The sequence below is a fragment of the Emticicia aquatilis genome (genome assembly GCF_014644295.1).
In the GTDB taxonomy this organism is placed as follows: Bacteria; Bacteroidota; Bacteroidia; order Cytophagales; family Spirosomataceae; genus Emticicia; species Emticicia aquatilis.
Genome location: NZ_BMKK01000017.1, coordinates 19,691 through 32,925, shown reverse-complemented (window position 1 = coordinate 32,925; position 13,235 = coordinate 19,691). Strand labels below are relative to the sequence as shown.

At 38.4% G+C, this 13,235-nt stretch carries 9 protein-coding genes and 1 riboswitch; of the genes, 4 read left to right on the top strand and 5 right to left on the bottom strand.

Annotated features, from left to right (window positions below; genetic code table 11):
* Positions 1 to 177: 177 nt before the first annotated feature.
* The 4 genes from IEX65_RS25955 to IEX65_RS25940 all read right to left on the bottom strand — a co-directional run bounded on the left by IEX65_RS25955 (position 178) and on the right by IEX65_RS25940 (position 6,330).
* Entirely contained in the window at positions 178 to 1,374 is a 1,197-nt protein-coding gene (locus tag IEX65_RS25955; RefSeq protein WP_188770959.1) for a C40 family peptidase, read from the bottom strand.
* Between the two features lie 129 nt (positions 1,375 to 1,503).
* Positions 1,504 to 3,438: a carboxypeptidase-like regulatory domain-containing protein gene (locus IEX65_RS25950; RefSeq protein WP_188770957.1), complete on the bottom strand. Its 1,935-nt coding sequence runs from the start codon at positions 3,436 to 3,438 to the stop codon at positions 1,504 to 1,506.
* A gap of 179 nt (positions 3,439 to 3,617) precedes the next feature.
* Positions 3,618 to 4,895, bottom strand: a complete 1,278-nt coding sequence (gene metK, locus IEX65_RS25945; RefSeq protein ID WP_188770955.1) for a methionine adenosyltransferase — start codon at positions 4,893 to 4,895, stop codon at positions 3,618 to 3,620.
* A gap of 76 nt (positions 4,896 to 4,971) precedes the next feature.
* Positions 4,972 to 5,077, bottom strand: a riboswitch (SAM-I-IV-variant riboswitch).
* A 296-nt stretch (positions 5,078 to 5,373) separates the two neighbouring features.
* On the bottom strand, positions 5,374 to 6,330 hold the full coding sequence (locus IEX65_RS25940) for an ABC transporter ATP-binding protein (RefSeq protein WP_188770952.1): 957 nt from the start codon (positions 6,328 to 6,330) through the stop codon (positions 5,374 to 5,376).
* 131 nt (positions 6,331 to 6,461) lie between these two features.
* On the opposite strand from IEX65_RS25940, the gene IEX65_RS25935 reads away from it, so the two are divergent.
* Complete coding sequence (locus tag IEX65_RS25935) at positions 6,462 to 7,169, top strand: NUDIX hydrolase (RefSeq protein WP_188770950.1); 708 nt, start codon at positions 6,462 to 6,464, stop codon at positions 7,167 to 7,169.
* Between the two features lie 63 nt (positions 7,170 to 7,232).
* Complete coding sequence (locus IEX65_RS25930) at positions 7,233 to 8,762, top strand: cryptochrome/photolyase family protein (protein WP_188770947.1); 1,530 nt, start codon at positions 7,233 to 7,235, stop codon at positions 8,760 to 8,762.
* A 29-nt stretch (positions 8,763 to 8,791) separates the two neighbouring features.
* Here the strand turns inward: IEX65_RS25930 and IEX65_RS25925 are convergent, their stop codons facing one another.
* Complete coding sequence (locus IEX65_RS25925; RefSeq protein WP_188770944.1) at positions 8,792 to 10,312, bottom strand: AAA family ATPase; 1,521 nt, start codon at positions 10,310 to 10,312, stop codon at positions 8,792 to 8,794.
* A gap of 62 nt (positions 10,313 to 10,374) precedes the next feature.
* Here IEX65_RS25925 and hemN point away from each other — a divergent pair, with 62 nt between their 5' ends.
* Together hemN and spt are read left to right on the top strand one after the other, a co-directional pair.
* A complete protein-coding gene (gene hemN / locus IEX65_RS25920; protein ID WP_188770942.1) occupies positions 10,375 to 11,742 on the top strand; it encodes an oxygen-independent coproporphyrinogen III oxidase in 1,368 nt (455 codons plus the stop codon).
* A 213-nt stretch (positions 11,743 to 11,955) separates the two neighbouring features.
* Positions 11,956 to 13,170 (top strand): serine palmitoyltransferase, encoded by a 1,215-nt coding sequence (gene spt, locus IEX65_RS25915; protein WP_188770940.1) that lies wholly within the window; start codon positions 11,956 to 11,958, stop codon positions 13,168 to 13,170.
* The last annotated feature ends 65 nt before the right edge of the window (positions 13,171 to 13,235 follow it).

Below are 13,235 nucleotides of genomic sequence, written 5' to 3'. Positions count from 1 at the left end.
TTGAATATTTTTATGAATGTACGAAGTTATGCAATAAGTGTAAGTTTGACAAATAACTTTGGTTTGTTTTAACGTCGGCAAGGCTTCGAGCCTTGCCGACGTTTGTAAATCACTTCTTAACTTAGACTTTGAGCGAACTGAAATTGCAACGGCGAACTAAAAGTTCGCTCCACAAAGCTATTTCTTTAACGAAACAATTCCTTTATCTGTACCTAAGATGCGTCTGGCTCGTAAATATCGGCCAGCATTATGGGCGTCGTAGCGTGGCGAACGCTCATCAAAACTACTGATTTTTACCATACCCGATGAATGAATAAATTCTTTGTTGCCCAACCACATGCCTACATGTACGACACGTTCTGACTTTTCGGGCGTAGCTTTTTCGCCAAAAAACAATAAATCTCCTACTTGAAGGCTATCAAAAGGCACTTCTACACCCGACCAGACTTGTTGTGAGGCATCACGGGGCAATAGAATTCCGTTTGATTGATAAATCATGCGAGTAAAACCGCTACAATCTACGCCTTTCCATGAAGTTCCGCCCCATAAATAGGGTAAACCTTGCATTCTGAAAGCCGCATTAACTAAATTTTGTTCGGAAGCCGTAACTGACTGTTTCCATTCTTGATGTCCGATGGCTTCTTTTTTCAAGATAAAAGCATTGCGGCCATCGGGGTAGATTACTTCATAAAAGTCTTGTAATGTATCTTTTACAGCCAAAACATTGCCCCAAGTAAGGTCAGAAATGGTCTGAGAATTTTCGTCGGCTTTGGAATACGAAAAACCGTAAGGCTTGGCAAACATCAAAAATTTATTGGCTTGATAACGGTCGAACTGGTATTGAGTAATGCGAGCGAAAGTCGAGCCATCTGTCCACCCAATGTAATTATCGGGGGTTTGAATCATGTACCAATTTCGCTCTCTATCAAGCACTTTTAAAGGCGTTCCGAGTAAGGCTTGCGAAGCTAATTCGGCAGATTCTTTGGGCTGACTACGTAAATTTAGCACCGAAATATTGGCAATACCACAATTACGATTTTCGAGCAGTTCGTTATCGGGTAATAATTTCACAGCATCAAGCAAACTATAACCATTTGATTTTAAGCGATTTAACAAGTCTTTTTTAGCTGCGGGCAAATTGGTTTTACCCACAATTCGGTTAGAGTCAAGTTCGGCCTGAAAAAATGCTACTCGCTTATCAGGAGCGTATTTTTTACGCACTTGCTCGATGATTGCATAAACGGTTGGTTTTGATGGCGGTGGAGTTGAGGTTTGAGGAACGGTTGTAGGTTTGGCAATCTGAGCCATTGTCGAGAGCGATAACAGACAAAGCAGACTCAGAATAATACTCCTATTTTGTTTATTGAGTTTCATTCAGATTGATAGTTTTTGCTGCGAAATTACTCATTCTTTTTCAGATTGAACAATGTGTTTTGGGCGAATGTTTTATGACTGTGTATCGCAGCAAAAAGTAATTTGTTAAAATACTTTTTATTAACTCATTTATAATCTCACTCTATAAGTAAGACCAAACCAAAAGTTGCTACTTATCTTTGGAAGTTGTAGATTAGATTGATGGGACATCGTTAGTCGGCTATCATCTAAACTTATCTTAACTTTACTTGGAAACAACTCAAAAAAGCCTATTTCCTTTATCTGGAATGATGGGATAGAGCTATTCAATGGGTACATATAATCAATACTTAAAATAAGTTGTTTTGATTTTTTGGAATATATACTTCCCGCAACCCCCAATTTTATTCCTTCAGTTTGTTGGTAAATACCTGTTAATATTGATTTTGAATTAAACTTTTGTTTATCAATAATAATATTTTTCATAGGATTATCAATTCCACCAAAATCAACTCCATATTGAACATTAGCATACTTAATACTCGACTCAACAATGATGGGTTTTCGAGCGGCATTTAGGATTAAACGATACGCTAAACCAATATCATTTTGTTTTATTGAGGTATTACTAAAACGCTTAAAGGAACTACCTAATTGATATGTTATCAGCCAATGTCTATTCAGTTTATAAGACCAACTAACGCCAAAGATGATAGGTAAATTATTCGATTTAGTTACAGATGTTAGATGAAGATTATTGTAAAAAGTATTATTCAGATTTAAGTCAAAATTAGCATCGAACGATTGAATTGGACAATAAGACAAATTCCAATCTAATTGTAGGTTAGAGAGTATTTTTCTGAAATAGTTTACTTCTGTTGAGTGAGGTAGCTTAGTTTCTGTCTTGGTACTGTCAATATCTTGAGACTGAACAGCCCGTCTTAACGAATCAATCACGTTAGTTTTAAAAGCTAAGTCTATCTGTTTTTTTAGGTCTTGGGTTTGGTCAATTACACTATTGTATTCATTAAAGAAATCGTCGGATGTATTCGATTCATAGCGACTAATTACATCCACATAATTAAATTGTTTATCATACGAAAATACTTTAACAGAGTCAGAATCAACGGAAGTAGTTACATATTCTGCTGTCAATGAAAACCTTTCTTTTGTAGCCTTAAAATTACCTACTCCTTTGTAGTACTTTAGGTACCAAAAATCATCTTTTTTATCGAAAATGATAGTTTCGGTATAATCTAAACGGATAAATTTAAGTTCTTTTTTATCTAACTGCTTGAAAGTTTCGATTTTGAGATATGCTAAATCCGTTTTATCAATATAGATTTTGCCGTTGAAAACACTGTCTTTGTCCGCAAACGCAACGACATAAACTGGCTTTCCTTCATACGAAGTTATTTTTTCAAGTTCGTAATTATATCTTCTGTAAGACTTCGGATTAATTATGCTTTCTCTCTTCAAAACCCTATCACCTCTAATAGATAAATAAGGTCCACCATGAAACCTTACACCATTTTTCTCATAGGTTGGATGAACGATTTTACGAGTTTTCAGTACCTGTACTTGCCCTTGATACTCCGCTCCTGCCAATGTGTAGGGAGGCTTGTAAGTTTTAAACACACTTTCCGAAAAATAATTAAATCTACTTGAATCAATGCTTTCGTTTACTTCTCGATAAAAACCTGTCAAATACGTTGCTTTTTGAGGATAGTTTTTTGTGATATTCTTATAGGCATTTTTCAGCAATACTCGAAGTGCCGAGTCGGGCATTATCACAACTTCCTTGAGTTGATTATTTTCCGAAAGAAAAACCGTATCGGGTAAAGCATTTGAAGCTATATTTTTCGACAAATATCCTATGTAGGAAATAATAAAAGTTCCCTTCTTCACCGAAAGCGAAAACTTCCCATCGTCATTGGTAGTCGTTCCTAAATTGGTATCTTTTACTCTGATGCTCGCTGACGGTAAAGGCTGCTTCGTGAAACTATCACATACAACTGCACGAAAAGTTTGAGTGTGGGATTTTAAAGCAAAAAGAAGTAAAATCGATAAAAGTCGTAGCTTCATCAGTAATTGCAAATAGTTGTTTTTTATTAAATTTTGCAATATTACTCATTCTTTTTCAGATTGAACAATGTATTTTAGGGGAATGTTTTGACGCAAAACCACAAGTTAAAAACTTGTGCTACTATAAACAAAAAACGGAAGCCTCTCGACATCCGTTTTTCTATCTTAAACTTAAAGAATTATAGACCAAATTTTGCTTTTACAGCATCAACGTAATCCAATTTTTCCCAAGTGAAAAGTTCTACTTCTTTCGTAACTGTTGTGCCATCTGGCCCTTTGAAAGTTTTAGTTACTACTTCGTTTTTACGTCCCATGTGGCCATAAGCGGCTGTTTCTGAGTAGATTGGGTTACGTAATTTCAAACGTTGCTCGATTGCGTACGGACGCATATCGAAGATTTCAGCTACTTTTTGAGCGATTTCACCATCAGTCATATCAACCTTAGCAGTTCCGTAAGTATCAATAAACAAACCACATGGTTTTGCAACACCGATAGCGTAAGAAACTTGTACGAGTACTTCGTCGCATAGACCAGCCGCTACTAAGTTTTTAGCTACGTGGCGAGTGGCATAAGCTGCCGAACGGTCAACTTTTGAAGGGTCTTTTCCAGAGAAAGCACCACCACCGTGAGCACCTTTACCACCGTAAGTATCAACGATAATTTTACGGCCTGTCAAACCTGTATCTCCGTGTGGTCCACCGATTACGAATTTACCAGTTGGATTGATGTGGTACGTGATTTGGTCGTTGAATAAAGCCTGTAAATCAGCTTTCAACTTAGCTTGTACACGTGGGATAACGATATTGATAACGTCAGCCTTGATTTTTGCCAACATTTCTTCATCAGCCGCAAAATCATCGTGCTGCGTAGAAACTACGATTGTATCAATTCTTTGTGGAACGTTATCGTCAGAATATTCGATTGTTACCTGAGATTTTGCATCTGGACGTAAATAAGGAATCAAATTTGGCTCATTATTACGGATATATGACATTTCTTGGAGAATAGTGTGAGCTAAATCCAAAGCCAATGGCATATAATTATCAGTTTCACGAGTGGCATAACCAAACATCATACCTTGGTCACCAGCACCTTGAGCATTTGCTTTTGATTCGAAATCATCAGCAGTTTTACGGTCAACACCTTGGTTGATGTCTGCCGATTGGTCGTGAATAGCCGAGATAATTCCGCAAGAATTTGCTTCAAACATATACTCTGACTTCGTATAACCGATTTTACGGATTACTTCACGAGCAATAGATTGTACGTCAAGATACGTTTGTGTTTTTACTTCTCCTGCCAAAACTACTAAACCTGTCGTTACTAAAGTTTCACAAGCTACTTTAGAAGAAGGGTCAAACGCCATAAAATTATCAATGAGGGCGTCTGAGATTTGGTCCGATACTTTATCTGGGTGGCCTTCCGATACAGATTCAGAAGTGAATAAATAAGGCATAAATGCTATGTTTTTTAAATGATTTTAAAATAAATTGGTAGTTTCCAAGAAATTGAAGAGGGCTTTTTTGAAGAGAAAAACAAAACATTTTTGACTTTAGAACAGCCCGCATCTTTTGACCACCGTAGCGTTTGCGACTCGGTTGGTTTTCTAAAATTAATTAGAAATTCTTGATACCGATACAAAGTTGGGAATTTACCGATACAAAACCAAAAGTTTAGAATAAATTTTTATCTAAATTTTATTCAACGTACACAGAAAATATCTACTTTGGTTTTTGAGAATAGATTTTTTATCTATTTAATATTGATTGAAAAGATATTTTAACTTAAAACTATATTCATTTTTTGCCACAATAGATACCAATAAGACATGATTAACCTCAGTAGAGACAGGGCATGCCCTGTCTCTACATCAATATCTATGCTTTGTCTCTACGTAAATATCGACGGCGTCATAGAAAATGTTTAATAACCAATTAATCAAGTTGCCTGATTTTAATTCCTATTTTTTCCCCAACATTAAGTTTATCAAAACTATACATTTTTAGATTGAAATCTTCAACTTCTAAAATTACCTCATAATACGCTCCCAAAAATTTAACCGATACAACCGTACCTTTGATAGCTGACTTTTCAGAAACTCGAATCTGCGAGGGGCGAAGGAAAGTTCTGAGTTCTGAGTGCTGAGTGCTGAGTTTTAACTCAGAACTCAAAGAAGTTTCCCCCGTAATCTCAGCCACATACTGATTGCTTGGGTTTCGATAAATTTCTTCGGGCGAGCCAAGTTGCAGAGCATTACCGTTTTGCATGATTAGCAATTCATCGGCCATTCCGTAGGCATCAGTAACATCGTGCGTTACGAAAATACAACTTACTTCTTCGGCTTTGATGAGGTTTAATACTTCGTTTTTTAGTCGGCGTTTATTTACAGCATCCAAATGGCTGAAAGGCTCATCAAGCAACAGTAATTTTGGTTCTTCGGCAATGGCTTTAACGATGGTAGCACGCTGCTGTTCTCCTCCCGAAACTTGTCGAGGCACATGATGTTGCACATGAGTTAAACCACTAATTTCAAGGAGTTTATCTACTCTTTCATTCCTGTAATTTTCTTCATAATAACGCAATTCATACGCAATATTGGCACGGATTGACATATTCGGAAAAAGTCCGTAGTCTTGCCGAACGAGTTTAATGTCTGGATGCCCAGCAATCAGTTTTTCGGAGGGTGGTGTAATACGTTCATTATCAAGCAGAAGTGTTCCAGAGTCGGGTTCGTAGAGAGCCGCAATTAAGTGCAGAAGAGTTGTTTTTCCTGAGCCACTTTCGCCCAAAATCGCTAAAATTCTACCTTTTTCGAGCGTGATTGAAATATCATTAACTGCCTTTACTCCCTCGAAAGACTTATGTAAATTATTGATTTTTAGCAATGACATTTAGGCTTTTTTGTGCAAAAATACGAGTTTTTTAGAGAAAATACCTACTTTTGTTGTGCATGGATGGCTACTTCCTTATATTGCTAATAATTCATGACACTGACCTACAATTATAATCTATAAAACCCTGAATGTTAGAACTTTATAAACAACAGACCAAATGTTTGGTAGCTCTCGACTCCATCATTTTTGGTTTTGATGGCGAAGAATTAAAACTTTTGTTGGTAAAACGAGGTGTACAAACCGACCACGATACATGGTCGTTGATGGGTGGCTGGCTCAAACCCAACGAAAGCCTCGACCAAGCAGCCGAGCGAATTTTATTTGAATTAACGGGAGTGACAGGCATTTTTTTGGAGCAACTCAATGCCTTTGGCGACCCCAGCCGTGACCCTGTTGAGCGTACAGTTGCGGTGGCGTATTATGCGTTGGTCAATGTGAAAGACTACGAAACCAAGATTTCGGATACGCACCATGCTCAATGGTTTTCGATGCAAGATTTACCTGAATTACTCTTCGACCACCGAGAGATGATAAAAATTGCCATCGAACGCTTGCGTTATAAAGCAGCTTTTCATCCGATTGGCTTTGAATTAATGCCCGAGAAATTTACGATTCCGCAGATATTAAATCTCTATGAAGCGATTTATGGCAGTAATTTCGATAAGCGAAATTTTAGCAGAAAAATCCTATCGACAGGGCTTTTGATTAAGTTAAAGGAAAAACAAAAAGGTTTCTCGAAAAAAGGGGCATTTCTTTATACACTCGACACCGAAAAATATAAAAAACACAGTGATTCGTTCTTGAATTTTATCCCAAATCCTGAAGGATTGGTTTAATCACGTGTAAACAAATAAGTGTATAATTAGTTAAACCCATGAAACATTTACGAAAAAATTTTCATGGTTCTTCGACTAATACTGGGCGACCAGCTCAATCATAATCACTCTTGGTTTCAAGATAAAAGCACTAATATTTTGTATGTAATGATGGAAATGAGGCAGGAAACTGACTACGTGAAGCATCATATACAAAAGGTCATAGGCTTCTTTTCGGCTATGCGTTCGTTTGCTCAAAACCTTGAAAATCAAGAACATAGCATCATTTATTTACGTTTGGACGATGAGCGAAACACACAATCGCTGACCAAAAATCTTGAGTGGATTATTGAGCAAAATCAAATTACAGAATTTGAATATCAACTTCCCGATGAATATCGCCTTGATGAACAATTGAAGGCTTTTTCAAGCACGCTTAATATTTCTACAAAAGTTTATGATACTGAACATTTCTTGAGCCGAAGAAACGAATTGGGTGATTTTTTCAAAGGAAAAAAGACTTTTCTGATGGAAAGTTTCTACCGTATGATGCGAAAGAAATACGGGATTCTGATGGATGGAAACGAACCACTCACAGGACAATGGAACTACGATGCCGACAACCGCAAAAAACTTCCAAAAGAACACCGTCCCGTTGAGCCTTTGGTTTTCAGTCGAGATGTTTCGGAGATTTACCAACTTGTACAAAACCAAGAAGTCAAGACCATTGGTAGCGTAAACGCCAAGAATTTCTTTTGGCCAGTAACTCGACAAGAATCCTTACAATTATTGGAGTTTTTTGTGAGAAATTGCTTACCGAATTTTGGCACTTACGAAGATGCCATGGCCATGCAATATTGGTCGATTTACCATTCACGATTATCGTTTTCGATGAATATAAAATTGCTTTCACCATTGGAAGTGGTTGAGCGAGCAGTTGAGCATTGGCAACAAAATCAAGATGATATTTCAATCGCTCAAATCGAAGGTTTTGTAAGGCAGATTATCGGTTGGCGAGAATACATGAGGGGTATTTATTGGAACAAAATGCCTGATTTTCAAACACTTAATTATTTTGAACATCAACAAAAACTCCCCGATTTCTTTTGGACTGGCAAAACCAAAATGAATTGCATGAAACATTCCGTTGGTCAATCATTGAATCTGGCTTATGCACACCATATTCAACGATTAATGGTCATTGGCAATTTTTGTTTGCTGGCGGGCATCAATCCCGATGAAATTGATGAGTGGTATTTGGGCATTTACATTGATGCCATTGAGTGGGTCGAAATTACGAATACTCGTGGTATGAGCCAATATGCCGATGGCGGAATTGTTGGCTCAAAACCTTACGTTGCCTCGGCTAATTATATTGATAAAATGAGCGATTATTGTGGCTCGTGTTTTTATGATAAAAGCAAGAAAGTTGGTCATAAATCGTGTCCGTTTAACTCGCTTTACTGGCATTTTTATGAACGAAATCGTGCTAAACTCGAACGAAATCCACGCATCGGTATGGCTTACGTTACCCTCAATAAAATGCCCGACCAACAAAGAAATGAAGTTTTACAACAAGCCGAAATTTATTTAAAAAATATTGAAGAATTGTAAACCCGTAGGAACGTCCAAACTGGACGTTCCTATGAATCCATCACAGGAATATCCTCTACTTTTATCAAACTAATATCCGCTTTTTCAATGCCTTCACTCACAAGGCGATTCGCTTGTTTTTCGTAAGTTTTCTCAAAAATATTACGAGCCAGACGACCATTTCCGAAAGATGCATCTCGGTCTTCGTAAAGTTCTTTGAATAACTTATAGACTTTTTCTTGTGCATCATCATTTACTTTCAGTTGCACTTTGGCGGTTTGCAACAAGAAAATATCGACCAATTCTTCGGGTGTATAATCTTTAAAGGCAATGTACTTATTAAACCTCGAATGTAAACCAGGGTTTGAGTTGATAAATTCTGTCATTTTTTCTTCATAACCCGCCACAATCACTACAAAATCATCACGATTATCTTCCATAAATTTCACAATCGTGTTCACAGCTTCGGGGCCATAAGTGTCTTCGGTATTGAGAGCGTAGGCTTCGTCAATAAACAAAATTCCTCCCATCGCTTTTTGGCAAACTTCACGCACTTTCAGCGATGTTTGTCCAGTATAACCAGCTACCAAGCCACTGCGGTCGGTTTCATATAATTGTCCTTTGCTCAGTACGCCCAAAGCTTTGAAAATTTTAGCCAAAAGCCTCGCAATCGTTGTTTTTCCCGTACCAGGATTTCCATGAAAAACCATGTGCAACGAGCGGTCGGGCAGCGTAATGCCTTGCTCTTTTCTGATTTTCTCGATTTTTAGCACATTTACTAAACTTTTCACTTCTTCTTTCACATTCTCCAAACCTACCAAAGCGTTCAATTCCGCCAAAAGTTCATCCAATGTTTTTTCTGGTTCGGTTGATTGTTTTGTTCCTTTCACGGTGGCTTGAGAATCTTCAGTTAGTGACTGCTGTTTATTTTCTTCGGCCTGCGGAACTATCATTTTTGAAAGTCCATCAAGTCCACGTAAAATGACATGAAATGGATTATTTGTTTGCGGTAAAGGCTCACCAGTTTGTTCTTCTTGTGCGTAAATATCTCTTTCACGATAAAGTTGTGGTTCTTTTCCTGCCAATCTATCTTGCACAACTGCATAGAAAGCCGCAATGTATTCTTCGAGCGTATTATCAACTTTTACCTTACGTTCTGCCGTACCAAAAACTACTGAATCGGCCGTTGGACAACGCACCGTAACGCTTTTATCATAAGGAAATTCTATCACTTCAACATCGCCGTAGTTATCGCTATCAACCAATAAAATGCGTTGCGTTGTAGCCAAAAGTAACACATGTCGAGTATTCCAATAACCATGCACCGAGGCATCAATGTATTCGTTTTCGTGAATAATGCTTGGTAAAGCCTTTAGTTCATTCCGAAGCATTAATTCAGCAAAAGGGTTCAAATCTATTTGGCGTTTGATTTGGTTGTAGGTTCGCATTGATAAAAATATTTGAATAAAATCTTTCGATAAATATAAGCGATTCTTGAATGAAACTTTATTATTTTTTTGACCAAAGGCTGATTTTGAGTTCTGTATCTTAGTTTCTGATTTTGGAAACATGACATTCCTCATCATTTTCCAGAAACATAACTTCTATTTTTGCGTGAAAATTAAGTAAACGCATGGCAGATTCTTCGCTTATAAAAAAATATGATGTAGCTGGCCCCAGATACACCAGTTACCCGACTGTACCACATTGGCAAAACGAAACTTTCGATGCTCATAAATGGCAGAATCGTTTGGTTGAAACCTTTTCCGCAACTAATACAACTTCGGGCATAAGCCTCTATATTCATTTACCGTATTGCGAAAGTCTGTGTACGTTTTGTGCTTGCCACAAGCGAATCACCAAAAATCATGCGGTAGAAGAGCCTTATATTCAAGCAGTTTTGAAAGAATGGGCCTTGTATTTGGCTATTTTTCCCGAAAAACCGCAGATTGCCGAAATACATTTGGGAGGTGGAACTCCCAGTTTTTTTGCTCCAGAAACTCTCCGAATGCTTATCGAAGGCATTTTGAAAGATGCCACAGTAAGCCCCGAACACGAATTTAGTTTTGAAGGACACCCCAACAATACAAGTGCCGAACATCTCCAAACGCTCTATGATTTAGGTTTCCGAAGAGTAAGTTTTGGTGTGCAAGATTATGACCCAAAAGTTCAGTTGGCCATTCACCGCATTCAGCCTTTCGAGAATGTCAAAAAAGTGACTGAACTCGCCCGTGCGATAGGCTATACGTCCATCAGTCACGATTTGGTTTTTGGTTTGCCGTTTCAGCAACTTTCTTCCATCGAAGATACGATTCAGAAAACCCTCACGCTAAAACCCGACCGCATTGCGTTTTACTCGTACGCACACGTGCCGTGGATTAAGGGTAACGGACAACGTGGATTTGATGAAAGTAATTTGCCAAGTGGCGAAGAAAAACGAGCTTTATATGAGCGTGGGCGAGCAATTTTTGAGGCAAATAATTACGCAGAAATTGGCATGGACCATTTTTCGCTTCCGCACGATAGTTTATATAAAGCCCAAGAAAATGGCACACTTCACCGCAACTTCATGGGTTATACCACCACCCAATCGAAAGTTTTGTTGGGACTTGGGGCATCGTCAATAAGCGATAGCTGGACGGCTTTTGCACAAAATATCAAAGAAATTGAGCCTTATATCGAAAAAGTAAACGGTGGAGAACTCCCTGTGTTGAAAGGACACATTCTCAGCAAAAAAGATTTATTTATTCGTGAACAAATTTTGAATATTATTTGTAATTTAGTAACTTCATGGAAAATTTCAGATTGGACGGCAGCAGAGAAAGAAACACTGCTCGAAAAGCTGGAAGATTTTGCTGATGATGAACTCATCATCTACAATGAGTTTGGGCTAAAAGTTCTGCCAGCAGGAAAAGCCTTTATTAGGAATATTTGCATGGCATTCGATGAGCATTTAGCACAGACCAACTCGACACAGAAATTGTTTTCAAAGACGATATAAAAACCTTTACTACGTAACCCAAAAAGCCTTTACAAATTCTTGTGAGGGCTTTTTTTATACTTTTAAGTCTGATTTGTATTCATAAAATCCACTTTTCGCTATTTTTTAGCAAAAAAGTATTTCTTTCAGATACGAACAAACTTATAATTTTTTGAGGAAAGGCCCCCATCCTAACCTCAATTTTGATGTCCCATCCCAAAATTCCAAAAATCAATGAAAAACCAACATGCAACACAACGATTGCAGTTAAACGCTCGTATTACGGGCATGAAAAATGCGGGTATTTACCCCTATTTTCGCCCAATTACATCTGACCAAGACACTGCCGTGAGAATCAACGGCAAAGATGTTTTAATGTTTGGCTCAAATAGCTACTTGGGCTTAACCAACCACCCGTACGTTCAAGACGCCGCCAAGGCTGCCATCGACAAATATGGCACAGGGTGTGCGGGTTCAAGGTTTCTGAATGGCACGCTCGACATCCACGTCGAGCTGGAAGAAAAACTGGCAAGATTTCTGGGCAAAGAATCAGCACTGATTTTTAGTACAGGTTTTCAAGCAAATCTGGGTGTTGTGTCGTCGATAACTGGCCGACACGACTACATCATCATTGATGAAGCCGACCACGCTTCTATCTATGAAGGTACACGGCTTTCGTTTTCAAAGGTACTGAAGTTCAAGCATAATAATCTCGAAAGTCTCGAACGCATCCTTTCATCGCTTCCCGAAGAGCCCATCAAACTCGTGATTGTTGATGGCGTGTTTAGTATGGAAGGTGATATTGTGAAACTACCCGCAATGATTGATTTATGCCACAAGTATCAGGCAATGATTATGATTGACGATGCTCACGGACTGGGCGTTTTGGGCGAACAAGGCCGAGGAACAGCCAATCATTTTGGTTTGACCAGCGAGACCGACTTAATCGTAGGAACATTCAGCAAGTCATTGGCTTCGTTGGGTGGTTTTGTGGCAGCCGATGCCAAAGTGATTGACCACATCAAGCATACTGCTCGTTCGCTTATTTTTAGTGCCAGTGCTACCCCTGCTTCTATTGCCAGTGCTTCGGCAGCCTTAGATGTGATGCAAAACGAATCGTGGAGGATAGATGCCTTGTGGGATAACACTCGCTTTGCGGTGGACTATTTGCAATATTTAGGTTTTGATATTGGCGAAACACAATCGCCGATTATTCCAATCTATATCCGTGACGATAATAAGACCTATCTGATGACCAAAATGCTGATGGAAGAACAAGTTTTTGTGAATCCAGTAGTTACGCCTGCGGTGAGGGCAGAAGATAGTCTGATACGACTTTCGTTGATGGCAACGCACAACTACGAGCAAATAGAAACGGCCATCGATAAAATTTACAAGATTGCCCAAAAGCTTGATATACCACTTTACGAATACGCAACAGCCGTATAGAGGGTATCGTATAGATTAGTGTTTTATTGCCAAAATACTTTGAATTTTCGGAGTATTTTGGCAAT

Excerpts from the sequence above, each read along its gene's own strand:
- IEX65_RS25940 (WP_188770952.1), bottom strand. The coding sequence starts at position 6,330 with ATGTCATTGCTAAAAATCAATAATTTACATAAGTCTTTCGAGGGAGTA.
- metK (WP_188770955.1), bottom strand. The coding sequence starts at position 4,895 with ATGCCTTATTTATTCACTTCTGAATCTGTATCGGAAGGCCACCCAGAT.
- IEX65_RS25925 (WP_188770944.1), bottom strand. The coding sequence starts at position 10,312 with ATGTTTCCAAAATCAGAAACTAAGATACAGAACTCAAAATCAGCCTTT.
- IEX65_RS25950 (WP_188770957.1), bottom strand. The coding sequence starts at position 3,438 with ATGAAGCTACGACTTTTATCGATTTTACTTCTTTTTGCTTTAAAATCC.
- hemN (WP_188770942.1), top strand. The coding sequence starts at position 10,375 with ATGGCAGATTCTTCGCTTATAAAAAAATATGATGTAGCTGGCCCCAGA.
- IEX65_RS25935 (WP_188770950.1), top strand. The coding sequence starts at position 6,462 with ATGTTAGAACTTTATAAACAACAGACCAAATGTTTGGTAGCTCTCGAC.
- IEX65_RS25955 (WP_188770959.1), bottom strand. The coding sequence starts at position 1,374 with ATGAAACTCAATAAACAAAATAGGAGTATTATTCTGAGTCTGCTTTGT.
- IEX65_RS25930 (WP_188770947.1), top strand. The coding sequence starts at position 7,233 with ATGGTTCTTCGACTAATACTGGGCGACCAGCTCAATCATAATCACTCT.
- spt (WP_188770940.1), top strand. The coding sequence starts at position 11,956 with ATGAAAAACCAACATGCAACACAACGATTGCAGTTAAACGCTCGTATT.